The 23,197-nt window shown below is 57.1% G+C and carries 21 protein-coding genes, 1 tRNA gene and 2 pseudogenes; 17 read left to right on the top strand and 7 right to left on the bottom strand.

What is annotated here, in order from left to right:
• Positions 1-10: 10 nt before the first annotated feature.
• The 9 genes from bioB (at position 11) to FVV99_RS09135 (ending at position 5,656) form a co-directional block, all read left to right on the top strand.
• A complete protein-coding gene (bioB, locus tag FVV99_RS09175) occupies positions 11-1,078 on the top strand; it encodes a biotin synthase BioB (protein ID WP_148253787.1) in 1,068 nt (355 codons plus the stop codon).
• The gene (gene bioF, locus FVV99_RS09170; RefSeq protein ID WP_407921337.1) at positions 1,075-2,265 is read left to right on the top strand and encodes an 8-amino-7-oxononanoate synthase; all 1,191 of its coding nucleotides are present in this window, start codon (positions 1,075-1,077) and stop codon (positions 2,263-2,265) included. Before bioB ends, bioF begins: the two co-directional genes overlap by 4 nt.
• On the top strand, positions 2,262-2,978 hold the full coding sequence (locus tag FVV99_RS09165) for an alpha/beta fold hydrolase (RefSeq protein WP_148253786.1): 717 nt from the start codon (positions 2,262-2,264) through the stop codon (positions 2,976-2,978). Before bioF ends, FVV99_RS09165 begins: the two co-directional genes overlap by 4 nt.
• Positions 2,975-3,778, top strand: a complete 804-nt coding sequence (locus FVV99_RS09160) for a methyltransferase domain-containing protein (protein WP_148253785.1) — start codon at positions 2,975-2,977, stop codon at positions 3,776-3,778. Before FVV99_RS09165 ends, FVV99_RS09160 begins: the two co-directional genes overlap by 4 nt.
• A 24-nt stretch (positions 3,779-3,802) precedes the next feature.
• Positions 3,803-4,495 (top strand): dethiobiotin synthase, encoded by a 693-nt coding sequence (gene bioD / locus FVV99_RS09155; RefSeq protein ID WP_148253784.1) that lies wholly within the window; start codon positions 3,803-3,805, stop codon positions 4,493-4,495.
• A gap of 45 nt (positions 4,496-4,540) precedes the next feature.
• Positions 4,541-4,625, top strand: a tRNA-Leu gene (locus FVV99_RS09150).
• A 279-nt stretch (positions 4,626-4,904) separates the two neighbouring features.
• Complete coding sequence (locus tag FVV99_RS19065) at positions 4,905-5,024, top strand: Arm DNA-binding domain-containing protein (protein WP_201745063.1); 120 nt, start codon at positions 4,905-4,907, stop codon at positions 5,022-5,024.
• Positions 5,025-5,090: 66 nt separating this feature from the next.
• Positions 5,091-5,342: a type II toxin-antitoxin system RelE/ParE family toxin gene (locus FVV99_RS09140; RefSeq protein ID WP_148253783.1), complete on the top strand. Its 252-nt coding sequence runs from the start codon at positions 5,091-5,093 to the stop codon at positions 5,340-5,342.
• 11 nt (positions 5,343-5,353) lie between these two features.
• Positions 5,354-5,656, top strand: a complete 303-nt coding sequence (locus FVV99_RS09135; RefSeq protein WP_148253782.1) for a helix-turn-helix domain-containing protein — start codon at positions 5,354-5,356, stop codon at positions 5,654-5,656.
• A 91-nt stretch (positions 5,657-5,747) separates the two neighbouring features.
• Here FVV99_RS09135 and FVV99_RS18780 read toward each other — a convergent pair.
• Positions 5,748-5,968: pseudogene (locus tag FVV99_RS18780) on the bottom strand (IS3 family transposase); the annotation flags it as partial.
• A gap of 451 nt (positions 5,969-6,419) precedes the next feature.
• Here FVV99_RS18780 and cfa point away from each other — a divergent pair.
• The 4 genes and pseudogenes from cfa to FVV99_RS09115 form a co-directional block, all read left to right on the top strand.
• The gene (gene cfa, locus FVV99_RS09130; protein WP_148253781.1) at positions 6,420-7,550 is read left to right on the top strand and encodes a cyclopropane fatty acyl phospholipid synthase; all 1,131 of its coding nucleotides are present in this window, start codon (positions 6,420-6,422) and stop codon (positions 7,548-7,550) included.
• Positions 7,547-8,884 carry an FAD-binding oxidoreductase gene (locus tag FVV99_RS09125; RefSeq protein WP_148253780.1) on the top strand — a complete coding sequence of 446 codons (1,338 nt, stop codon included), beginning with the start codon at positions 7,547-7,549 and terminating at the stop codon, positions 8,882-8,884. Before cfa ends, FVV99_RS09125 begins: the two co-directional genes overlap by 4 nt.
• Positions 8,885-9,253: 369 nt before the next feature.
• A complete protein-coding gene (locus FVV99_RS09120) occupies positions 9,254-9,946 on the top strand; it encodes a hypothetical protein (protein ID WP_148253779.1) in 693 nt (230 codons plus the stop codon).
• A gap of 593 nt (positions 9,947-10,539) precedes the next feature.
• A pseudogene (locus FVV99_RS09115) lies at positions 10,540-11,430 on the top strand (TrkH family potassium uptake protein); the annotation flags it as partial.
• A 122-nt stretch (positions 11,431-11,552) separates the two neighbouring features.
• Here the strand turns inward: FVV99_RS09115 and FVV99_RS09110 are convergent.
• Both FVV99_RS09110 and FVV99_RS09105 read right to left on the bottom strand, forming a co-directional pair.
• On the bottom strand, positions 11,553-12,062 hold the full coding sequence (locus FVV99_RS09110) for a hypothetical protein (protein ID WP_148253777.1): 510 nt from the start codon (positions 12,060-12,062) through the stop codon (positions 11,553-11,555).
• A 422-nt stretch (positions 12,063-12,484) separates the two neighbouring features.
• Complete coding sequence (locus tag FVV99_RS09105) at positions 12,485-14,440, bottom strand: methyl-accepting chemotaxis protein (RefSeq protein ID WP_148253776.1); 1,956 nt, start codon at positions 14,438-14,440, stop codon at positions 12,485-12,487.
• A gap of 290 nt (positions 14,441-14,730) precedes the next feature.
• Between FVV99_RS09105 and FVV99_RS19060 the strand changes: the two genes are divergently transcribed.
• Together FVV99_RS19060 and FVV99_RS09095 are read left to right on the top strand one after the other, a co-directional pair.
• Positions 14,731-14,988 (top strand): type II toxin-antitoxin system Phd/YefM family antitoxin, encoded by a 258-nt coding sequence (locus FVV99_RS19060; protein ID WP_148253775.1) that lies wholly within the window; start codon positions 14,731-14,733, stop codon positions 14,986-14,988.
• 3 nt (positions 14,989-14,991) lie between these two features.
• Positions 14,992-15,372: a type II toxin-antitoxin system VapC family toxin gene (locus FVV99_RS09095; protein WP_148253774.1), complete on the top strand. Its 381-nt coding sequence runs from the start codon at positions 14,992-14,994 to the stop codon at positions 15,370-15,372.
• Between the two features lie 110 nt (positions 15,373-15,482).
• Here the strand turns inward: FVV99_RS09095 and FVV99_RS09090 are convergent, their stop codons facing one another.
• Positions 15,483-15,899 carry a hypothetical protein gene (locus FVV99_RS09090; protein ID WP_148253773.1) on the bottom strand — a complete coding sequence of 139 codons (417 nt, stop codon included), beginning with the start codon at positions 15,897-15,899 and terminating at the stop codon, positions 15,483-15,485.
• 385 nt (positions 15,900-16,284) lie between these two features.
• On the opposite strand from FVV99_RS09090, the gene FVV99_RS09085 reads away from it, so the two are divergent.
• Both FVV99_RS09085 and FVV99_RS09080 read left to right on the top strand, forming a co-directional pair.
• Positions 16,285-18,003 (top strand): PilZ domain-containing protein, encoded by a 1,719-nt coding sequence (locus FVV99_RS09085; protein WP_148253772.1) that lies wholly within the window; start codon positions 16,285-16,287, stop codon positions 18,001-18,003.
• 409 nt (positions 18,004-18,412) lie between these two features.
• On the top strand, positions 18,413-20,998 hold the full coding sequence (locus FVV99_RS09080; RefSeq protein WP_148253771.1) for a sensor domain-containing phosphodiesterase: 2,586 nt from the start codon (positions 18,413-18,415) through the stop codon (positions 20,996-20,998).
• Positions 20,999-21,109: 111 nt separating this feature from the next.
• Here FVV99_RS09080 and FVV99_RS09075 read toward each other — a convergent pair whose 3' ends face one another.
• The 3 genes from FVV99_RS09075 to FVV99_RS18990 all read right to left on the bottom strand — a co-directional run bounded on the left by FVV99_RS09075 (position 21,110) and on the right by FVV99_RS18990 (position 23,196).
• Positions 21,110-21,484, bottom strand: a complete 375-nt coding sequence (locus FVV99_RS09075) for a hypothetical protein (protein ID WP_148253770.1) — start codon at positions 21,482-21,484, stop codon at positions 21,110-21,112.
• 331 nt (positions 21,485-21,815) lie between these two features.
• Positions 21,816-22,655, bottom strand: a complete 840-nt coding sequence (locus tag FVV99_RS09070; protein WP_161598983.1) for a hypothetical protein — start codon at positions 22,653-22,655, stop codon at positions 21,816-21,818.
• Positions 22,639-23,196 (bottom strand): acyltransferase, encoded by a 558-nt coding sequence (locus tag FVV99_RS18990; protein WP_148253768.1) that lies wholly within the window; start codon positions 23,194-23,196, stop codon positions 22,639-22,641. The genes FVV99_RS09070 and FVV99_RS18990 overlap by 17 nt, the downstream gene beginning before the upstream one ends.
• Position 23,197 lies beyond the last annotated feature (1 nt).

Below are 23,197 nucleotides of genomic sequence, written 5' to 3'. Positions count from 1 at the left end.
GGATCCCGGTATGACGCTAGGTTACAGCCAAGACACCCACGCCGACATTCGCCATGATTGGCAACTCGACGAAATCGAGGCGTTGTTCGCTCAGCCGTTCAACGACCTGCTATGGCAAGCACAACACGTTCATCGGCGCTACTTCGACCCCAATGCCGTCCAGGTATCGACACTCCTGTCGATCAAGACCGGGGCATGCCCTGAAGACTGCAAGTATTGTCCACAATCAGGGCATTACAATACCGGACTCGGCAAGGAAACGCTGCTGGAAATCGACGACGTCGTCGCGCAGGCCAAGGCCGCCAAGCAGGCTGGCGCCAGCCGATTCTGCATGGGAGCCGCCTGGCGACGCCCCAGAGAACGCGATCTGCAAGTCGTGCTGGAGATGGTCAGCCGCGTCAAGGCGCTCGGGCTGGAAACCTGCATGACGCTAGGCATGCTCGATGGCGAGCAGTCACAGCGTCTGGCTGCGGCCGGCCTGGATTATTACAACCATAATCTGGACACGTCCCCCGACTATTATCGAGAGATCATCTCGACGCGCAGCTATGCCGATCGCCTGGAGACACTGGCCAACGTCCGCCAGGCCGGCATGAAAGTCTGTACTGGGGGCATTCTGGGCATGGGAGAACGCCCCAGAGACCGGGCCGGCCTGCTGCAACAACTGGCACGGTTAGACCCGCATCCGGAATCGGTGCCCATCAACATGCTGATCAAGGTGCCTGGCACCCCACTGGAAAATGTCGAGGATCTCGATCCCATCGACTTCATTCGTGCCATTGCCGTGGCCCGCATCCTGATGCCCCGCAGTCACGTCAGACTATCCGCCGGTCGTGAACAGATGGCAGAATCGACACAGAGTCTGGCCTTTCTCGCCGGTGCCAATTCGATATTCTACGGTGATACGCTCTTAACCACCGATAACCCCGACGTAGCGCACGACCATGCGCTCTTCGACAAACTAGGGCTTCATGCCGAACCGGGACACACTCAAGAGGATGAGATTGCCCAAGTAGCAACTCTCGAACGCGCCATGTGGCCACAAGACGACACCCGGTTCTATGATGCAACGCTATGAGACAACCATTGCCCGAGAGCCGCGCCGGCTCGACTGAAATGTGGCGTCAGTGGCTGGAAAAACGGCTGGCACAACAGCGTGGGGACGGCTTATGGCGGGAGCGACTCACCATGTCGCCGTCCCCCTCGGCCAGGCTCCGTGATTTCGCCAGCAACGACTATCTGGGGCTGGCCGGCGACCCGCGCCTCGCCGAGGCCCAAGCCAGGGCAGCGCGGCAATACGGTATCGGCAGCCGTGCCTCGCACTTGGTCAACGGGCATTACGACATCCACGACCGACTGGAAGCACGCCTGGCCGAACTCACCGGCCGACCTCGGGCACTACTGTTCTCCACCGGCTACATGGCTAACCTCGGGGTGCTTCAAGCACTCTGCGATTCGAGCACGCGCATTTTTCAGGACCGCTACAACCATGCCTCCCTGCTCGATGGGGCCGCCCTGTCAGGCGCTCGCTCACGCCGATTCCATCATAGCGCCCTGGAAGACTTGGCCTTGCTGCTCTCGCGAGCACCGCAAGATAGCCTGAAACTGGTCGCCAGCGATGGCGTTTTCAGCATGGATGGCGACCGTGCCAACATCGACGGTCTCACGGCCCTCTGCCAGCGTTACGAGGCCGCTCTGATGATCGACGACGCCCATGGGCTGGGCGTGCTCGGCAAGAATGGCGATGGTTGTGTCGGGCAGCGTTATTCGACGCAGGAAGTGCCGATACTGGTCGGTACTCTAGGCAAGGCGCTGGGCACGGCTGGGGCCTTCGTTGCCGGTGAAAGCCTGTTGATCGACACTCTCATCCAGTTCGCTCGCCCTTATCTCTATACCACCGCCCAACCTCCCGGCATCACGGCTGCCACACTGACGGCCCTGGATATCCTGCACGATGAGCCCGAGCGGCGTGAACGCCTGCATCATCACATCGCCTATTTCCGTCATCACGGCGATGAATTGGGCCTTCCTCTGATGAACTCCGATACGCCTATCCAGCCATTGCTGCTAGGCGATGTCGAACGCGTCATACGCTGGAGCGACATCCTGCGCAGCCAGGGCTTCATGATCGGCGCCATCCGCGAACCGACCGTGCCCCATGGCATGGCACGTCTGCGCATAGCCTTGTCGGCCTCGCACACTCGAGACGACATCGATGCCCTGCTCGACACATTGGGAGAGCTGATCAAGCGGGAGCGTTCATGACCTCATTGGTGCTACTCTCCGGGTGGGGCATCGATGCGAGAATCTGGCGCCCGCTGGCATCGCACTGGCCGGCCGACTGGCAGGTGCTGACCCCGAACTGGCCGGGATATCGCGGGAGCTCGCCATTGGACTCCCCGCTCGACATGACAGAACTGGCCAGGCGCATGGCCGGCCAGCTACCCGGCGACAGCCTTTGGGTCGGCTGGTCACTTGGCGCACTGCTGGCGGCCCGACTGCTGACGCACTTGCCTCGGCCATCGGCGCTGATCATACTCGGCATGGGCAAGCGATTCACGACCCCGAATACCGATGGCCGGGGAGTCAACGACGCCGAATTCGCGATGTTCCGTCGCGCATTCGCCCGAGACCCGGCAGCGACCTGGGCGCACTTCCTGCGCTGGCAACTCGGGGGCGAACCCGAACCGCGACGCTCACATCGCCAATTGCGCGACTTGCTCGGCGACGCGCCTCCCGCCGATGTCACGACCCTGCGACACGGTCTCGAACAACTGCACGAACTGGATATCGGCGACACTCTCGAGCACCCGCCGTGCCCCATCCACTCGCTCAGAGGCAATGACGACCCCCTGATTCCGCCCGGCAGCGATCACGCTCCGCTCCCGGGATGTGGCCATTGCCCCCAACTCTCGCAGCCCGATGCCCTGGCCAAGCGAGTGATCTCGATCGCCGAACGCCAAGTAACGCACTCATGAAGCCGGCCCAGACACTGGACAGTGCGCATGACCAGCGCCTCGGGTGGCGCCGACGCGTGGCACACGCCTTCGATCGTGCCGCGCCTCATTATGAGCAACGCGCGTCAGCACAACACGTCATGGGTGAACGGTTATGGACGGCTCTGCCCGAGCATGCCCATCGTATACTCGATCTAGGCTGTGGTCCCGGCGGGTGGACCGCCGCACTGGCCAGTCGTTACCCCGATGCCGCCCTCGTCGGTCTCGACCTGTCCCCCGTCATGCTCGAGCACGCCAGACACACGCATGGTGATCGCATCGGCTGGCTCTGTGCCGATGCAGCCCACCCACCGCTGGCCGACCAACAGTTCGACCTGCTGTTCTCCAATTTGACCATTCAGTGGTGCCCCGACATGGCTGCCGTCTTCGCCGGCCTGCATCGTCTGCTCGCCGCTCGCGGGTGCGCCCTGATCAACACCCTGGTTCCCGGCACGCTTACCGAGATCGACCATGCATGGTCGCTACCCGACAGACCGGCCGCCCTGCTCGCCTTGCGTTCCGCCGAGTCCTATCGCGACCAGGCACGGCTATGTGGCTTCGAGCACATCCGTCTCGATCAGCGAACGTATCGCTTTCATTACCCTACCTTCGCCGCCGTCATGGCTTCGATCAAAGGGGTCGGCGCCCAGGTCAGCCGCCCCGGCGCCCGATTGACCCGCCGTGACCTCGACCGCGCCACACAACGTTACGAACGCCTGCGCGAGCCACACGGTCTGCCTGTTACCTATCAGTGCCTGACGTTGACACTCACCAAATCGTGAAACCGGTCTACAGGAGTGATCACGATGCCAACCTACTTCATCACCGGCACGGATACCGACGCCGGCAAGACAGTCGTCACCGGCGCCCTGCTCGCCCTGGCCGCTCGCCAAGGCATGACGACACTCGGCCTCAAGCCCGTCGCTTCAGGCTGTCGACCGGAATCGCACGGTTTGAGAAACCCTGACGCGGAGGTACTCCAGAACCATTCCCGACCGGAACCGGACTACGACCTCGTCAATCCTTACGCCTTCGAACCCGCCATCGCCCCACACCTGGCTGCCCGTAAAGCCGGTATACACCTGCAACTGGACGATATTCTAGCCTCCCTGACCTTGGCTCTGGCCGAGTCTCGTGACCTGACGTTGATTGAAGGCGCCGGTGGCTGGCGGGTGCCGCTCAACGACGATCACGACCTGGCCGATATCGCGACATCCCTTTCCCTGCCAGTCGTTCTGGTGATTGGCATGCGTCTGGGAGCCATCAATCATGCTCGGCTGACAGCAGACGCCATCCGTGCCGACGGACTGGCCATCGCCGGCTGGGTCGCCAATCACATGGCACCGGATTTCAGCGAACGCGACGCCAACCTGGCCACCCTCGAATACCACCTGGATGCCCCCTGCCTGGGCCACGTTCCGTACCTCGGTGTCGATGCCGGCGATAGGGAACTGGCACGCCGCGCTGCCGACTACCTGACACTGCCCGGTAGCGATTGACTTGGCACGGCGCATCCGTAGAATATGGGCGGCCTTGGGGGCATTGCGGAAGTGGTGGAATTGGTAGACACGCCAGATTTAGGTTCTGGTGCCGAAAGGTGTGGGGGTTCGAGTCCCCCCTTCCGCACCAAACAGGCTCCCCAAGATAACCAGCCACAACGATCACTCCTTAAATTTTCTGATTTTTCTACAAGATCACTCTCCAACACTGCCCAACAAAACCCTCTACAGCGCCCCCTTCATGTACCCCCACGTGTACCTATTAAAGTTAAGCGGTACAAACGTAGGTAACAGGGAATCGCGAGACTCATGAAGCGGAGTGAGATCAAGCGACGGTCATTGGCTGACACCGTAACTAGCCTCTCTTGAGCCTGAAGACAGTGACTACCGTGAACAGGACAGTCCGGGCTTGTACGTCCGGATCCGACCGAGCGGCAACAAGTCATGGGAACTCAGATACAAACGGGCGGATGGCCAGTGGCGCTGGAAGAAGCTGGGTACATTCCCCCACCCTGCGAGCTCCTACTGAGGCCCTTGCTGCCTTTATATCAAAATGGATATAAAATTTAGGTGTCCAGGATGAAGAGAAGGATCCATGCCAGAAGAAGAAAAGCCCATCGAGTTTCGCGGCGACTCGTTGGATCGGCTACGAGACTTTCCAACTGAAGCCAAGCAAACGGCGGGCTATGAGCTCGGCCGGGTACAGCAAGGCAAGATGCCCGATCACTATCGACCGATGCCTGATGTAGGGCGCGGAGTGATCGAGATCAAGATCAGAGATGCAAAAGAGGAGCCTTCTAAGGGCTCCCACGTTATCCGCACATCATGTGCGGTAAGCGTGCGATAGGAGGATAGAGCATGGCAAATGAGCGTTTTAGCAGTGTGTGGGATGCCATCGAGGATACTCCCGAGCAGGCAGACAGCATGCGGCTGCGCGCCGAGCTTATGGGAAAAATTGCCGATCGCGTGGCCGAATGGAAAGTGACTCAGAAAGTAGCAGCCGAGCGCCTGGGGATTACTCAGCCGCGCCTGAATGATCTTTTGAATGGTCGTATCAGCCGCTTCAGCTTGGACGCCTTGGTTAATCTTTCCCGGCCGGCGCTGGGTGGCCACCTTCACTTCTCTTTCGAGGATAAGCCGAAGGAAGAAGCAATGATTTAATTCTTTCTTAAATATTGGACTTTAAGCCTCCGAAATTCGGGGGCTTTTTATTCAAAATTCAATGGAAAATCAATAAATATCGAGGGCTCGATGCCGGCATCCGCTCACGCTCTGACGTCGTGGTACCTTCACGGCGATCCGCATCACGCTCGGCCTGCCGGACCCAGCTCCGCAGGGTTTCCGGCGTACAGCCGATCTGGGGGCAATGGCGCCGATGGCTGCCCACTGGGAGGGGGAGTTGGCCTCGTGATCAAAGACCATGCGGACCGCCCGCTGGCGTACCTCGGCGGCGTATCGTTTCGACATGCTCATGGCTCCATCCTCTCAAGGTTTGGAGCCTCCGGGAATCCCGGTACGGTTCATGCGCACGGTCATACCGGTGATGCCATAGCACCGGATTACTCCCGCTGGACAGTGCCTCCTGAAGCTATCACCCGACCTAGGGCGTGGTGCGCGTTCGAATGACTGGTACTCGCCATGACGTCATCCCTACATTCGGTTGTCAGAAACGATAGGCTGGCAGTGTCCCGTCCAGTGGTGTAAGAGCGGTGAGGTTCTCCTTCGTTGTTGCAAGTTCGGCGACTGCAACGCTAACGAAGGCCCACGGTGGCTTCACCACCCTCGATCTGCACCACTTCCAGGGACGTCCGGATCCGGAGGAGAATGGAACGTTGCGAACTTGGGTCTAGCTCTGATTAAGGCTAATGAGGCACGGTTATTGCGGCCGGACCCCGGCCATCCGATTCCTGCGAGGGGCACAAGCATGTCAGCAAGACAACAAGTCACGGAACTGCTGAGCAGCGCTGACGTCGAGGTCGGCGGCGAGCGGCCCTGGGATCTCCAGGTCTACGACGAGCGGTTGTACCAGCGCGTTCTGGCCGAGGGGACGCTCGGCGCCGGGGAGGCCTACATGGACGGCTGGTGGGACACCGAGCGGCTCGACGAGTTGTTCTTCCGGATGCTCCGGGCCAGCCTGAACCGCAAGGTGCGCACGCCGGCTATGCTCGGGCGGGTATTGCTGAGCTGGCTCGGGAATGAGCAGAGTCGATGGCGCTCGCGGCGGGTCGCGGAGCAGCACTATGATCTTTCGAACCGGCTCTACGAGGCGATGCTCGGGCCGACCATGCAGTACACCTGCGCCTATTACGGCCCCGACGGGGCCGACGCGCCCCTGGATGAGGCCCAGCGTGCGAAGCTGGAGCTCATTGCGCGCAAGCTGCACCTGGAACCGGGCATGCGTGTACTCGAGCTGGGCGGAGGGTTCGGCGAACTGGCCCGGTTTCTGGCCGCGGAGCACGGATGCGAGGTAACCAGCTACAACATCAGCAGCGAGCAGGTGGAGTACGCGAGAGGGCTTTGCGAAGGCCTGCCGGTCGACGTTCGGCAGCAGGACTACCGCGAGGCGGCCAATGATTCCCGGCAATACGACCGTGTCCTGAGTGTCGGCCTGATGGAGCACGTCGGGCCGAAGAACTTTCGCGCCTTCTTCGAACTGGCCCGGGCCCGCTTGAAGCCCGGTAGCCTGGCGCTGGTCCACACCATCGGCGGCAACATCAGCCACGGCGGCACCGACCGCTGGATCGCGAAATACATTTTCCCTGGCGGCGTGATCCCGGCCGAGGCTCAGCTCACCCGGGCCAAGGAAGGTCTGTTCGTGCTCGAGGACTGGCACAACTTCGGCCCGGACTACGACCGCACACTGATGGGCTGGTACGACAATTTCGTCGCCGCCTGGCCGGATCTGCAACAAAGCGAAGGGCTGGACGAGCGCTTCTACCGGATGTGGCGCTATTACCTGTTGAGCTGTGCCGGCGCCTTTCGGGCGCGCCATCTGAATCTCTGGCAGCTCGTGCTCAGCCACGGCGATCTGCCGCGCTATGTGTCAGTCCGATGAGTAAAGCCGCCTGGGACGCCCACCGCGCCCGCGTGGAGGCGATAGCCGCGGCGCTGACCGAGTCCGAGGGGCCGGTACGCCTTAGAAAGCCCACCAGCAACTTGTTCAGGCCGCGCGAGGATGCCCGCCGGACCGGGATCGACGTGGGATCGCTCAACCACGTCATCGAGATCGACGTCGAGGCCTGCGTCGCCGAGGTCGAGGGCATGACGACCTATGCCGACCTGGTCGATGCAACCCTGCCGCATGGCCTGGCCCCGGCCATTGTGCCGGAACTCAAGAGCATCACGGTCGGCGGCGCGACCACCGGGATCGGCATTGAGTCGGGCGCGTTCCGCTACGGCCTGGTGCACGACATGGTGCAAGAGCTCGACGTCCTGGTCGCCGACGGCCGCGTGTTGACCTGTTCGCGCGAGCAGCACCCGGAACTGTTTTACGGCTTTCCGAACTCCTACGGTAGCCTCGGTTACACCACGCGGGTCCGCCTCCGCCTGATTCCGGTGCAGCCTTATGTCCGGATCGAGCACACCCGTTTCCGCGAGCCCGAAGAACTGTTCGCCGCGATCGGCGAGAAATGCGCGCAACCGACCTGCGCTTTTCTCGATGGCGTGTACTTCGCACCCGACGATTTCGTGCTGACCCGCGCGCATTTCATCAAATCGCTGCCAGCGGGCACCGAGGCCAGCGACTACACCTGGCTCCACCAGTACTGGCGGAGCCTGCGCGAGCAACGCGAGGATTATCTGAGCATCCACGACTACCTTTGGCGCTGGGACACCGACTGGTTCTGGTGCAGCAGGAATGTCGGCGCCCATCTCATGCCGGTGCGGCTGCTTCTCGGACGCAAGCGCCTGTCGAGCGTCACTTACCAGAAGATCATGCGCTCCAGCCGGCGCTGGCCGCTGAGCCTGCTCCAGTCCATTCGGCCGCGCACCGAGGCGGTGATCCAGGACGTAGACATCCCGATCGCCAACGCCGCGGCGTTTCTGGAAGATTTCGAGGCCGAAATCGGCATCCGCCCGGTGTGGATCTGCCCGTTTGTCGTTCCCGACGCCGGGTTCTCGTTGTTCCATCTGCGTACCGATACCCCGTACATCAACTTCGGTTTCTGGGACATGGTCCGCTCCAGCGAGCCCGACGGTCACTACAATGCCCGGGTCGAGGAGCTGGTCGCGAAGCACGGCGGCAAGAAGAGCCTGTACTCGCGCAGTACCTACGACGAGACGACGTTCTGGCAGAACTACGACCGCCCGGCCTATGAGGCCCTCAAGCGCGAATGCGACCCCGACGGGCGCTTTCCGGGGCTCTATGAAAAGGCGGTCAAACTGGGCTAAGACCGGTTGTCTCCGTGCGGAAAATGCTTGTCCATCCCTGGCTTGTTGCGCGCCAGGAAATCGGGGGAGACCGGGACGATCGCGATCGACTGTGAATGCCCCGTCGCGCGTGAGCGCATAACCCGACTGAAGGATTCGATCTAACCGCTTCAGGAAATCATGCGTTTGGCAACGAGGCCGTCCATGCTTGTACTCACCGGCGAAACCGACTAATACCTCTGGATCGCCGAGGACCACGACGCGTACGTCTTCTACAATCTAGGAAAGATCTCCACAATCCCTCGCCAGTGGCGCCGGTTCCCCCGTGGACGTCGCTTCACTGCCACGAGTGCTGCACCGCCCTTGTTCACGCACTCCAGGAGAGATCCAATGTACCTGTCTTACGTGCGAGCGATACTGATCGGCACCAGCCTCTGCACCGCCGAGGCCACCCTCGCGGAGACGCCAGAGTCTCCGGCGTCGACGGTTCAGGAGGTTGAGGCTGAAGAGCTTTTCCCTCTCGTCCCCAGTGAAAACACGTTCGAGGTGGTGGACGGAGACGGCGAGGGACGGCAGGTCGTGATGGAGCTGAGTTCAGCAGACGGTGAAGGCCGCTGGGAAGTTCGATTTGGCGACTACAACATCCTCCATCTATCCAAGCTCCGGGATGGCAGCGTGCTGCTCACCGGTCTGGACGTGCTCACGCAAGGCCAGACCGTGCAGTACGAGCCGCCCGTGGTACTGCTACCCAACAGGATCGTGCCCGACAGGACATGGAGCGCCTCTGGCAGGGCTACGGTCGTTAACATAGAGACGCAAGAGGTCGAACACACGGGTGAGTACCAGCACCGAGTCATGCCCATCACTCGAGAGCGGTATGTGACTCCGGCGGGTGATTACGAAGGTTTCCTGGTGCCGCTCGAGCAGACCATCGATCTTGAGGCTCAGGCGGTGATCCGGTTGTCGCTCGATCTCGGCTTCTTCCCCGGCAAAGGTCTGGTGAAACGTTCGATGAAGTTCGTCATCGACAAACCCTTGTTTTTCGGCTCAACCACACGGCGCACAGCAGAGCTCGCCCATTAGGGCCAGGTTTTGGGAGATCAGTCAGGAATTACCAGCCATCAATCACAGGCTGTAGGGGCTTCAAGCTGGAGTCGCGTGTCGAGCTGCCTCCCTACCACTATGGGGCAATTTTCATTCGTATAACGGCATAATTATGGCGCTTATCGTTTCAGGCTAGGTTACGTAGAGACATGGTGCCGACCTTACCTGGGCGTCGTGGTGTGGTGTCTGACCTTGGTAGGGTTTCCTGTTTGGGTCACAATGTAAAGAAAACCAAGGCCTTTATAACATCAGCTCTCTATGAATCACTGCGCTTAGCCGAAATAGGTCACCGCCTTCCGACGATATCCAGCGACACGGCATTGCCGATCGCCTGAGTCGCAACGATGTTCTTCATGCTCGCGGTCAGCAGGTGATCGAAATTCATGATCGTATTTTCCAGCAGATCCCCGGAACGCCGGCTGTCGGCCTCTCGCTCTCAGTACTATAGAGCCCTAGCAGTCACTGATACTTACGTATATAGTGCCTTGCCATAGTTTTCGGCCGGGTCAGGGCATGTCGATCAATCTCGCCTCCCATCTTCAACGGCGCACGCTGGCCTGGGCACCCGTTCTCAAGGTGATCCGGATACGCACGCCTTCGTAGCATCCATCCTCGTCGTACTGCTGGCCGTGGCCCTAGTGTGGACCGTAACGTGGCGTATTCCTATCGAGCTAAAACCCCGCCAGATGTTCGTTCTGACGACGGCTAGCTGGGTCTCGATCAGTGGCTTCGCCAGCTTGCCGCTGGTACTCGGTGTGCCACAGTTATCCTTCACCAATGCAGTATTCGAATCCGTATCGGCAATCACCACGACGGGATCGACGATCCTGGTTAACATCGAAGAGCTGTCGGATGGCCTCAAGCTGTGGCGCGGCATCATGCAGTGGCTGGGTGGCATCGGCATCATCGTCATGGCCATTGCCATCCTGCCGTTCCTCAAGGTCGGCGGCATGCGCCTGTTCCATACGGAGTCATCCGACTGGTCGGATAAGGTAATGCCTCGCACCGGCGGAATCGCCAAAGCGACATTATCGATCTACATGAGCTTCACTCTCGCCGCAACCGCCGCTTACTGGCTGGGCGGAATGTCGTTACTGGATGCCGTCGTCCATGCCATGACATCCATGGCAACCGGTGGATTCGCCAATTCGGACGCCTCGTTCGGCGCCTATGCCGACCAGCCTCTCATACTATGGATGGCCTCGTTCTTCTTCTTCCTGACGATCTCAGGGTTGGCCTTGAGTCTTTCCGCGTTGGGGCTCGATTTCACCACTGCATTGACCGGAGCCGCCACAGCTGTAGCCAATATTGGACCGGGGCTAGGAGATACCATCGGGCCATCAGGCAACTTTGCCCCACTACCTGATGCAGCCAAATGGTTGTTATGCGTCGGTATGCTGATGGGACGTCTGGAAATCCTGACGGTACTGGTGCTGTTGACGCCAATGTTCTGGCGTAAGTGATACCTACGCCATTATTGACCGGCGACGGAACCGACGCGCGGTGATCGAAGGTAGACGAGCCATACGCTCCCACCACACCTTCGATGAGAGCGTAAGTCGCGTGCCTGCAGCCCAAATCCCCGTCACGTTTTCCGGCGCGGTGGTGTGATCTGTTCGAACTGGGCCATGATGTCCTCTCCATGGCACTCCACAGTCGACGTCAAGACCTTGCCATTCGGCCCCATCCACTCGATATGATTGGTTCCCTCTACCATCAGTCCATTGGCTTCTGCAGCCGTCGATGGCATTTCGCCATTGATGGATACGATGATGGCCCGCTCATTCACATGCCCTCGCAACGGACTCTGCTGGGCGATCCGCAGGATGCGTAACCCTGCCTCATGAGCGTCCGACACGCCCGCCGCTTCTGTGTCAGTATCGCTGTCGTCCTCCTCATCCATGGTGGCATTCAAACGGTCATTGATGTGCGTGCACAAAAGCGCCGCAACAAATAGCAACAGGCTCAGCAAAATACTCCACAACGCCGCTATCAGCCCATAGCGGACGAACATATACGTTGCATAAGGTGCCGAAGCCCCCGCCGCCACCCACAGCAATATGGCAAGAATGAAACGTTCCTGGCGATACAGCATCTCCCCTCCCACACAAGTGAATCACATCCCGATGAGTCATTATCTTCGTTGTTTTAAAAGGACACTCTTCAACACGATGATCGGCCGATATGGAGAAAGCTTGAGGAAATAGATGAAAGGCGCCTGACGGCGCCAAGCGCGACTGAAGTCACTCCTACAAACAACCGGTGCCGATGAAATTCCGGGGTCATGGGGTTGTGGGAGCGGTTTCAACCGCGATGCAGGGCGTTGGCCCTGCTTAGGTGGCGTGGTCAAGCGCGACTGGAGTCGCTTCTACAAACAACCGGTAGGTGGAATACCGGGGTTATGGGGTCGTAGGAGCGGTTTCAACCGCGATGCAGGGCGTGAGCCCTGCCCGCTGGCTGCGACAGCGATGCGTCGTGCTTTCACGCTCCAGCCACTGCCAACGCCAACAATCAAGTTCAGGCTTCAGTCAGACGCGGGGCCTTGGTGTGCTTGAAAGCCTGCTCGTCATCGACGGTAAATACCTTCACCAGACCGGCGAGATCATCGGTTTGGTCATCGAGTGACTGACTCGCCGTGGCCGTTTGCTCCACCAAGGCGGCATTCTGCTGCGTCACCTGCTCGAGTTGAGAAATCGCTTGGTTGATCTGCTCCACTCCCGTCGATTGCTCTTGCGCTGCACTGGTGATCTCGTCAACCAGATTCGCCACCTGGCGGACACTGCCAGCAATCGAATCCAGTCGTTCGGTCGAAGAATTCACCAGCGAGGATCCTTCGCCGATTCTGGCAACGCTGGTATTCACCAAGGAACGTATCTGCCCCGCCTCATCGGCGCAGCGCTGAGCGAGTTGGCGAACCTCCGACGCCACGACCGCAAACCCTCTGCCGTGCTCACCCGCTCGTGCCGCCTCGACCGACGCATTCAGTGCCAGCAGGTTGGTCTGGAAGGCAATTCCATCGATCGCCGAAACGATCGACGACACGGATTCACTGGATGTCTTGATCTCGTTCATCGCCTCGGTGGTACTAGCCGCGACCTTGGCCGCCTCCGATGCCTGTTCGTCCATTCCTTGAGTCAACTGACGCGCCTGTTCTACATGATCAGCCGTCTGCTTCACCGTGGAGGTTATCTCCTCCATGCTGGAGGCCGTTTCCTCGATGGAAGTGGATTGCTCCTGAGTGCGTTGCGATAGATCCTGATTTCCCGTCGCGATCTCCGAACTCGCACCGCTGATGGACTGCGCCGTTCGCTTGATGCTGGTAACCAGCTTCTCGATTTCATCGGTGGAATCATTATACGCCTGGTTGAGCTGTGCCAACTCATCACTGCCTGTAACGACGAGACGCTGGGTCAGATCGTGCTTGTTGTCAGCGATCGTTTTCAAGGTCCGCTTGAGCGGGCCGACGATGCTGCGCGTCACCAGGATGGCCATACCAACAGCGAGCAATGTTATGACTGCCGCCATCGTGGCATACCCCACCAAGGCCTGCTGCGCTTCAGTGCGTAACAGGGATGTGGCTTGTTCGAGTTCTTCCACTATGGCCACTTCCACCTCATGCAAGCGGTTGATCTTCTCCGTCTGCAGGTCGAACCACTCGCCGGCATCGACATCGAAGCCCCCCGACGCCGATCGCTCGATCGCGAGTTCACGCAGCGACTGGGTCCGCTCGAGACTGTCCCCCTGCATCTGCTCCTGGTAGGTCGCCCAAACGTCCTCGACGGCCAATGAACGAAACGACGCCAGAAACGCGCGCTCCTCCCCGACCAACGTCATGAAGCGTTCATACAGCGACGGCGTGAATTCATCGGAAGCAAATACCGATGACAGTATCGCCCGTTCGATTCCCGCCAGATCCTTACCCTGCAGCAGGCTCAGATGCGCCGCCAAGCGTTGTGACAAACCGCCAGTATCCGCGACATGCACGAGTTCGGCGACCACCTGAATCAAGGCATCATTGAGTCGCGTATAATCACTGATAGCGGCATCGACGGACACTGTCCCGGCGTCTACCGCTTGCCGAGTCTGCGCCAGGGTCTCCAGTTCGTCATGGGCGGTCTCGAGCTGCTCGGCAAGCCCACCATCCAGCAAGGCCTCAACCTCGGCAAATTGCTCATCGAAAACCGACACGCGTTCATCCGTTGCCGAGCGCTGTGCTACCAACCGATTAGCGAACCGTTCCCCCTCACTACCGATATACCCCGCACTCTGGCCACGCTCACGTTGAAGTTGATGCACGAGGTCGCCGGATACACGAACCAAGCCCGTCAACGACTGCAAATCGGCCAGATGGCTTGCATGACTCTGACGCTCGATCATCTCGTCGCCAGCAAGAAAAAGTATGCCCAGGATGGGTAAGAACAGCACCAGGACGAATTTCCTGCCCATGGGAAGACGCTGCAATAAGCTATTCATTATGTCGTTCTCTCCTCTCGGTTACGACATCGGCGAGCGATGCCCTGGGTCAGAAACCGAAGAGGCGCCACAGCTTGTGGAATTGCCAAACGTCCCTGCTCTCAACCCTTCAATGAATACGTATCGACACGAATTCATTTAACTGAAGCTAAATTTGCACGCTATCGACCACGATGCGCGGTTGAGCACAAGGGCCATTTCAACCGCGATGCAGGACGTCACTCATTTTGACAGTCGCCTCCTAAAGTTTCACAATAAAATGAAATATTGGTGGCTAATGGCGATGTCTCATGATGGCAACGATCAAAGATTTACGTTTACACAGCCGCGAGTTGCTCGCGGTTACTCAGCGTGGTGAGGCTGTAACGATTACCTACCATGGCAAACCCTGTGCGAGGCTGGCACCGTACGCCCCCCAACAACAGCCACATGACAGGAAGTCCCGCAACCCGGCGTTCGGTTTATGGCGTAACCGCACCGCTACGAGCGTCGATGAAGAAGTACGCAAGCTACGCCAACCCAGGTCATTCCCTTCATCGGGAGAGTAACCAATGATCATCGACACGGATGTCTTGATCTGGAATCTACGCGGCGACGAAAACGCTGCCCGTTTTCTGGACGACCACAACGGCTTCAGCCTGTCCATGGTCACTTACATGGAACTCCTGCAAGGTCTGAATAACAAACAGGAACTTCGCATCCTGCGGCAAGCCATTCATTACTGGAACGCCGCTCTCCTGCCTATTACAGAGGGGATTTCCCATCGTGCGGCATTTCTCGTCGAAACCTATGCACTCAGCCATAACATGCAAATGGCAGATGCACTGATCGCCGCCACCGCGTTACAACAAGGCGAGCCCCTAGTCACCGCCAACGATCGACACTATCGGCATATCGACGCACTGGACATCGACATCTTCCGCCCTGCCTAAGCCATTGCGACTGAAGTCGCTCCTACGACAACCTGTGCCGATAGAATGCCGTGATGATGGGGTTGTAGGAGCGGTTTCAACCGCGATGCAGGGTGTGAGCCCTGCCTGTTTCACCGACGTTTCGGTGGCGTGATCTGTTCAAACTGGGCCATGATATCGCCGCCATCGCATTCGACCTTCGAGGTCAACACCTTGCCGTTCGGCCCCATCCATTCTATGTCATTCACGCCCTCGACCATCAACTCATTGGCCTCGGCCGCCGTCGACGGCATCTCGCCATTGATCGCCACGATGATGGCTTTCTCGTTCACATGTCCACGCAATGGACTATGCTGGGCGATGCGCAAAATCTTCAATCCCGACTCAATTCCTTCAGGTAACGAGGAGCCGCCCTCCGCTTCCGGCATCTGTTCAGTTTCCAGCAAGGCATTCAACCGCTCATTGATGCGTGTACACCACAATGCCGTCGCAAACAGTAAAACGCTCAGCGAGATGCTCCACAACGCCGCTACCAGACCGAACCGCATGAATACATAGATTGCATACGGTGCCGAAGCCCCGCCGCCACCCAAATCAGGATCGCAAGAATGCCCCGTTGCCGGCGATAATACATTTACCCTCCTTGAGCTAGCCTACTTGAATTAGTGTCGTCTTTATTATGGATAAAGATCAGGGCATAACGGAGATATCGGCAGCATGCTGGGAAACTTTAAGAAATCATAACCGGGACAGAATATGTCTGGTTCACAATAAACAAATCATCGACCGGTGGGCTATCTACCATAGTTAATATGTTTTAGGATTAGAGTATCGACGCCCCCCGTCGCTACGCCAAGGAGGCTAAGCGCCGAGTCAGCACGGAAGGCAGTCATTTCGGCGAATGACATCGCAAATGATACAAGGGGTCATACCATGCATTTCGCCGAGAATACGGCCGCCAAGGTGGTCAAGTCGCTCATGGATCGCGACCATGAGCTATTCATCTTTTCAAACAGTCTGACCGGCACCCTCTCCGGCGATATCACCTGGCTCGATGCCGACACGGGACACCTCACCATCTGTGCGGATTCCCGGGGTCGAGATATCTCCCATTACAGCCAGGACGGTCGCTTGTCCTTCGATATCGAGGTCCAGGATGACGATGGCGGCGCGGAGATATTCAATTTCGAGAGGGTCAGCTCCATTACCATCAAGCGTGACCACCACCTCTACGAATTCCAGTGTCAGCTTCCTGATTCCGTGCTGCTCAACGACAACCGTGACGCCATTCGCATCCCGTTCATCCTGGGAATGCATGCCCGCGTCAATTGCGAAGTCTACGAAGATGAACTGAACATCAAGGGCAAGCTGCGCAACCTCTCGATCGGTGGTTGCATGATCGATATCGCGATCGAAGACAGCGCTGCCCTGCGCGTGGATCAGGTCATACCCGGGGTGCTCATCGACTTTCCCAACGGGACATCGATCTCCACCAAGGGATTGATTCGCCACATTCGCCCGTTCGGCTCATCGACTCATGCCGCCGTGGGCTTGCAATTCATCGAGAAGGATCACGCGCTCGACGAACACCTGTTTCATGTTGTCGCGGAAGCCGAACGCGAGGTCGCGATACGCACCGGCATGAACCCCGAAGCGGGCGCCGGATCACCGTTGTTCATCGCCGGGAAGAAAGAAAAACAGATCATGCGACGCGAAGCGCAGGACAAGGTAAAACACGCGAACCAGCCTCCGATGACGCGTGGTGTCAAAGAGCTCGCCAAACAGCTCCACATCATCCTGATGTTCCTCAAGAATCAGAACACCTTCCCCGAAGACACGCTCTATGACTGTGTCGATACGCTGTTGCTGCTCGTCAACAAGGACCGCAAACAACTGTTGTATGCCCTTTCGCTGCTACGCAATGAAGCGGAATGGGTTCGCCACGCCATTCAGGTAGCCGCAACACTGGCGGATTTCATGATCGGCAGGGACCCGCACTCCCCGTATATTCTGGAAAGTGTCGCGGGCGCCTTCATTCATACCATGGGCAAACCGCTGATGCTGGGTCCGCACCTGCCGACCCTGAAGGCCAACATGACGCCGGACCAGAAAACTCTTCTGAAAGGCCACACCACGACCTTACTGGAAACGTTGGATACCGCGGGCTGGCAACCCAGCCAACTCTGTCGCAATGTGATTGAATATTGCAATGAACGCCTGGATGGCAGTGGCTACCCTGCGGGCAAGACAGATCAAGACCTCAACGATACCGCTCGGTTGATAGGGCTGATCAAGGTCATCAACAAGCTGATGCATCCCCGCAACGGGGCGGCCCCCCGTGCGCCTCTGGATGCCTACCGGTGGGTCAGCGATCATGACGAACAGTACGATAAAGCGCTGCTGGTCGAATACATTCAGATATACGGCCTCTATCCAATCGGCTGTCTCGCCCAGTTCTCGCGCAGATTCCTGGCATGGATCATCGACACTGACAGCAAGGGCATGCCGACCCGAGTCAACGTCGTGAAAAACCTCGCCTTTCCGAATACGGCCATCAGCACCGAACTGGAAGCGCACGATTTCATGCAGATCGGTAAACTTGAAGGCATCGCCAACCCGGATGACTACGATATTGTCCCGAAAGAAGGTTGATCTTTCAGATGCATGAAATGACAATAGAAGGTATCTACTTCGTACTATCGCATAGTCATCATATCACCTGCGAAGCCTTGATCCTCAGATAACTCCGTGGCCTTATGCCACGCCGTCACGTTAATCGGTCACTGATTTTTCGCTGACCCAACGCCGGCTCAAGCGTCCGTTTATTCGGCACCTTGGGTCGACACTGGTATACAGCGGCTGGAATGACAGTGACATACACATCTGACGACAATCACTGCGCCCTCAAGTACCAAGGCGTCTGGTCGATGCCCTGAATAACAGGGACGCTCTTTCCTTGATTGCTGCAACCGATCTTGCCATGGCTAGATGCGATAGCTGTGACCACATACATGAGGCGTCTAATGCGACTGGACAAGCTCAACGATACAAGGAGTGCTTAATGCACGACGAGTATGAGCTATTGAAGGCACAGCAGCATATTCATGAGCTGATCGCCGAGCAGCATCCTCTTGAAGACACTCTCGATGCCATCGCCCACTGGCTGAGCCTGCTGCTTCCCAGTGCCACCATAGTCTTCATGCGCCATGACCCCGACGAAGGCACATTGAGCCTGGTACCCAGCAAGCACTTTTCTCAGAGCTATATACAACGGCTCCAAGCCGTGCCAATCGGACCCGGTGTCGCTTCCTTCGGCACATCGGCCTTCGAACGCCGTATCATCATCACCGAGGACATCACGACCGATCCTCGCTGGGAAGGCTTGCGGGAAGCGGCCATGGCCGAGGGACTTCGCGCCTGCTGGTCAAGCCCGGTAGTGACTGCCAATGGAGAGCTGTTGGGGACCTTTGACACCTACTACAGTTCTCCTGAAAAGCCTACCGTAGACGACAAGCGTCGACTGCGCCAAGCGGCGGCGCTGATTGCGCTGGCATTGATCCGCGACCGTGATATACAGGCGCATCGTACTCTATCCGAGTGGCACCACTCGTTGTTCGTCAATCATCCGGACGGAGTCTATTCGTTCGACCTGGAAGGCCGTTTCCAGAGTGGTAATGCCGCCCTCGAACGAATTACCGGCTACTCCGAAGCCGATCTGGTAGGCCTGCACTTCAACCAATTCATCACCCCCGACTACCGGGACCTGACGCAAGCCGCCTTCGATACCGCACGTCAGGGTGAAGCCATCACCTACGAAACCATGGGCACGCACGCCTCAGGACACCCTTATTATCTGGAGATCACCAACTTCCCGGTGATCATCGACGGCGAAATCGTTGGCGTCTACGGCATCTGCCGCGACATCACCCAGCGTAAACAACAAACCGACGAGCTGCGCCTGCTCAAGCGTGGCGTTGATGCTAGCCCGAACGGCGTCTTGATGGTGGATGCCTGCAAGCCCGACATGCCAATTGCCTATGCCAATCCCATATTTTCGACCATGACCGGCTACGGGCATGAGGAAATCATTGGAATCAACTGTCGCTTCCTGCAAGGCCCCGAAACTGACCTCAAGGCTGTCGATGCTATCCGTCACGGGATACGCGATCAGCGTGATGTTGAAGTGACACTGCTCAACTACCGTAAGGATGGCACGCCGTTTTGGAATCAACTGGTGATCAGCCCCGTTTTTGATGACAGAGGGACCTGCACTCACTTTATTGGCATCCAGCAGGATGTTACCCGCCAGAAGGGGCAGGACGCCCGGATCGCCTATCAAGCGAGTCATGACTTGCTCACCGGCCTGCCCAATCGTACGGCCTTCGATGCCCGCCTGTCAGAGGCCTTCCATTACAGTCAGCAGCATCAGAAGCTGCTGGCAGTGATGTATCTCGACATGGATGGCTTCAAGACTCTCAACGATGGCCTAGGTCATCATCTGGGCAACAAGGTGCTGGCCAAGGTGGCTACACGACTTCACGCGCTGGTCAGCGAAGGGCAAACGCTGGGACGACTGGTAGGTGACGAGTTCGGTCTGCTTCTGACGGGGTGCGATAGCCACGAGCAGGTCGTCGAGTTGGCAGATCGTATCCTGGAGACGTTGGCAACGCCTTTCGAAGTCGATGACCATTGCCTTCATATCAGCGTCAGCATTGGCATCGCCTGTAACGACATCACGCTCGATCAACCCCACGAGTTGATGCAGCATGCTGACCTGGCCCTGGAGAAAGCCAAACGGCAAGGGCGCAACACCTGGCAATGGTATCGGGATCGCGAGGTAGCAAGCATCAAGGACAGTGTACTATTACGACATGACTTGCATACCGCGCTGCACGAAGAGCAATTTGAACTGTACTACCAACCGCTGGTGGAAACCACGAGCGGACGTGTCTGCGGTGTAGAAGCCCTGGTACGTTGGCACCACCCTAGCCGCGGCTTAATAACACCTTACGAGTTCATATCGTTGGCCGAGCGCACCGGCCAGATCATCCCATTGGGACGCTGGGTGCTTCGCCAAGCCTGCCTAGAAATGGCACAGTTCCGCACGGAGGAAGAGCGAATATTGCCGGTCGCCGTGAACATCTCCTCGTTGCAGTTTCACCGCGATGGCTTCCTCGATGAGGTACGCCGAATACTGGAAGAAACGGGCTTACCGCCGAATCAACTGGAATTGGAAGTCACGGAAAGTGTATTTCTGGACGGCGCATCCCAGGTCATCGACATGATGGAGACGCTTAAGGCTATCGGCGTCCGTGTGGCGATCGATGATTTCGGGACCGGCTTTTCCAGTCTCAGTTACCTGCGCGACTTACCAACACACAAGGTTAAGCTCGACCGCAGCTTCATCGCTGACACACTGTCCGACCCTCGCAGTGCCGCTATCGTCCAAGGCGTCATCACCATGGCACACCACATGGAGATGATGGTCGTTGCCGAAGGCATTGAAACCGAAGCGCAGCAGCAGGACATGGTCCGCCGACATTGCGACCTGCTACAGGGTTACCGATTTGCAAGGCCCATGCCACTGGCAGAGCTGCGTTCATTGCCGGAACGTCTTCCGGCCAAGGGTTTCGGACACTCTCTTTGAATGCTCCTCTTCCTTGAGTGTTCCCCCCACAAGATGTTCATGTCGATGGGAACAGTCGCACAGTGGCAGGAAGCTTGAGCGAATGATGACCAGTGACTGTCAACGCATCGCTCAATCCGGCGATGTATTAGCGCGCTGCAATTCCTGTATTCGCTCATACAGCTTCCGAGCACTATCGACTGCCACGACCTCGTGTTGATCCAGTTCCAACACCGGCCCGGAACGGCGATGGCCGGAATCGGTCACTTCCTGGAACGCCGTGGCATAGCGGTTCATCAGGTGCTCGAGGTTCATCATGATCATGGTGATCTCGAGTTCGAACTCCATCACCTGGTTTTCCAGCCGCCGCCGCTCCGCCGGGTCGTCCGACGCTTCCTCCAGCATCGACTTGAGCGTGTTGTTGACGACACGCTCCGTCGCTTTGACCTTGGGGAGGATGTCGTCAAGAAGGTCGCGAGGGGTGATATTGTGCTCTGTCAGGGTCATTAAATGGATCTTTCTATATGTGTAAGGTTTTGACGGTGAACCACCCGTCTGACAAAAACGACACCTCCACGCCGTCAAGATGCCGTGAACGGTAGCCGCTGTGAAACCAAGGAGGCCCGATGGACTAGGCCTCCATAAGCCCCTATTCCATTCCCTCTGCTAGGCGGATATCGGCAATACCTGCTGAAACTTGAACCGCCCCCATACGAAGACGTTGTCAATCCCCTCACCAAGCTCGCAACATGACAAGGATGACACCCTACGCAATTTCAACAACAAAATCGATTTTTATAAAAAACCATTAAAATTTAATGTCATAAAATCAAACCAATCAATCTTGGCGAAGATACGATACGACATCACTACTCAAATATTTCGAAGATAGACAAGACTCAACAAATTCAGGATCATAAAATGCGACCCTATCAATGACTTCTATTTCTTCCGAAAAAGCAGACACTTCACTGGTGTTGCGCTTACCCTTGTTCGGGTTATGATGAACACCAACGATTTCAGAATGCATTTTTTTAGCATATTCTTTGTCAGATACACCAAGACCAAAAGTAGAGCCTATACTCACAGCTTTCTCAAAATCATGAAAATCTGATGCATTCACCCAACAATAACACCCTCCTTCTTTTTTATAAACACTCTCAGCCTGAAGCTGTCTATAGTACGAATCCAAAACCCCCCAAAAACACATCTGGTAGTCTGATAAGGACTCAGGAGAAAAAATAGGTAGACTCCCAGGTACCGATGGGTCTGCAGAAAAATGTCTTCCCATCTTAGAGCGTACAGGAATACTTCCACGTACATAAAGACTTCGTGCAGTTTCCCTAAAGTCTCTATTCAAAAAGAGCAAGCCCGGCATTCGCCCCATCCTCAGCAAAGGAATCAAAAACCCCTTACCAAAAACATTACTTGTCTCAATATAATTTTCTTCATCAAAAGAATCTATCGTAGATAGCTTTTTTTCAAGAAATTTGATCGCATTTCTAGGGTCAGATTTCACATGTGGGAAAACGCTTGCGTAATTCGGCTCCGGTTCGTGCTCTGATCTTACGTTATCAAATATTTTGAAAACTTCAGTAACCATCGTGGTCCCTGTACGACCATGAGTGACCGCGAATATTAAATTTTTATTTGAATTCATTTTATATATCTTTCCCATCAATTCTCTTTACAGGCTTTGCAGGATTACCAGCAACTATCGTATTTTCCGGAACATCCTTAGTGACCAGGCTTCCCGCAGCCACTACTGCATTCCTTCCTATCTTGGCAGGGCCAAGGACAGTAACACCTGAGCCAAGCCATGCTCCTGATTCCACCTCAATATCATTGCCGCTATCAGGTACCGCTTTTAATCTATCCATACCTGTTTTCGTATAATCATGACTGCCTGTAAGCAACATACAACGATGGCCAAAAAAACAATTTTCATGAATTGTCACATGGCCTGATCGTGTATTTATCAAAAGGTCATTAACAGAGATCGTTGCTTTATCCAAATGAATACGACTTCTATCACCCCATACCCTCACCTGCTTAAGTTCAGCCTCTGCAATATATGGCATCAATATCTTGGCAAGAGCTCTAAGCTCACTCTTCTTGGCTGTTTTAACCAGCTTGAGAAAATCACTATCTTGATTTTCACGTTGTTTCTCATCACTCGATACATTCTCTTTAGGATCAGACTGTACAATCGGAAGCATA

It is taken from the genome of Aidingimonas lacisalsi (genome assembly GCF_008079445.1).
GTDB classification, from domain to species: domain Bacteria; phylum Pseudomonadota; class Gammaproteobacteria; order Pseudomonadales; family Halomonadaceae; genus Aidingimonas; species Aidingimonas lacisalsi.
The sequence above is the reverse complement of the archived record's forward strand: the minus strand, read 5'-3'. Positions and strand labels throughout refer to the sequence as shown.

Excerpts from the sequence above, each read along its gene's own strand:
- bioB (WP_148253787.1), top strand. The coding sequence starts at position 11 with ATGACGCTAGGTTACAGCCAAGACACCCACGCCGACATTCGCCATGAT.
- bioF (WP_407921337.1), top strand. The coding sequence starts at position 1,075 with ATGAGACAACCATTGCCCGAGAGCCGCGCCGGCTCGACTGAAATGTGG.
- FVV99_RS09165 (WP_148253786.1), top strand. The coding sequence starts at position 2,262 with ATGACCTCATTGGTGCTACTCTCCGGGTGGGGCATCGATGCGAGAATC.
- FVV99_RS09160 (WP_148253785.1), top strand. The coding sequence starts at position 2,975 with ATGAAGCCGGCCCAGACACTGGACAGTGCGCATGACCAGCGCCTCGGG.
- bioD (WP_148253784.1), top strand. The coding sequence starts at position 3,803 with ATGCCAACCTACTTCATCACCGGCACGGATACCGACGCCGGCAAGACA.
- FVV99_RS09140 (WP_148253783.1), top strand. The coding sequence starts at position 5,091 with ATGCCAGAAGAAGAAAAGCCCATCGAGTTTCGCGGCGACTCGTTGGAT.
- FVV99_RS09135 (WP_148253782.1), top strand. The coding sequence starts at position 5,354 with ATGGCAAATGAGCGTTTTAGCAGTGTGTGGGATGCCATCGAGGATACT.
- cfa (WP_148253781.1), top strand. The coding sequence starts at position 6,420 with ATGTCAGCAAGACAACAAGTCACGGAACTGCTGAGCAGCGCTGACGTC.
- FVV99_RS09125 (WP_148253780.1), top strand. The coding sequence starts at position 7,547 with ATGAGTAAAGCCGCCTGGGACGCCCACCGCGCCCGCGTGGAGGCGATA.
- FVV99_RS09120 (WP_148253779.1), top strand. The coding sequence starts at position 9,254 with ATGTACCTGTCTTACGTGCGAGCGATACTGATCGGCACCAGCCTCTGC.
- FVV99_RS09110 (WP_148253777.1), bottom strand. The coding sequence starts at position 12,062 with ATGCTGTATCGCCAGGAACGTTTCATTCTTGCCATATTGCTGTGGGTG.
- FVV99_RS09105 (WP_148253776.1), bottom strand. The coding sequence starts at position 14,440 with ATGAATAGCTTATTGCAGCGTCTTCCCATGGGCAGGAAATTCGTCCTG.
- FVV99_RS19060 (WP_148253775.1), top strand. The coding sequence starts at position 14,731 with ATGATGGCAACGATCAAAGATTTACGTTTACACAGCCGCGAGTTGCTC.
- FVV99_RS09095 (WP_148253774.1), top strand. The coding sequence starts at position 14,992 with ATGATCATCGACACGGATGTCTTGATCTGGAATCTACGCGGCGACGAA.
- FVV99_RS09090 (WP_148253773.1), bottom strand. The coding sequence starts at position 15,899 with ATGCGGTTCGGTCTGGTAGCGGCGTTGTGGAGCATCTCGCTGAGCGTT.
- FVV99_RS09085 (WP_148253772.1), top strand. The coding sequence starts at position 16,285 with ATGCATTTCGCCGAGAATACGGCCGCCAAGGTGGTCAAGTCGCTCATG.
- FVV99_RS09080 (WP_148253771.1), top strand. The coding sequence starts at position 18,413 with ATGCACGACGAGTATGAGCTATTGAAGGCACAGCAGCATATTCATGAG.
- FVV99_RS09075 (WP_148253770.1), bottom strand. The coding sequence starts at position 21,484 with ATGACCCTGACAGAGCACAATATCACCCCTCGCGACCTTCTTGACGAC.
- FVV99_RS09070 (WP_161598983.1), bottom strand. The coding sequence starts at position 22,655 with ATGGGAAAGATATATAAAATGAATTCAAATAAAAATTTAATATTCGCG.
- FVV99_RS18990 (WP_148253768.1), bottom strand. The coding sequence starts at position 23,196 with ATGCTTCCGATTGTACAGTCTGATCCTAAAGAGAATGTATCGAGTGAT.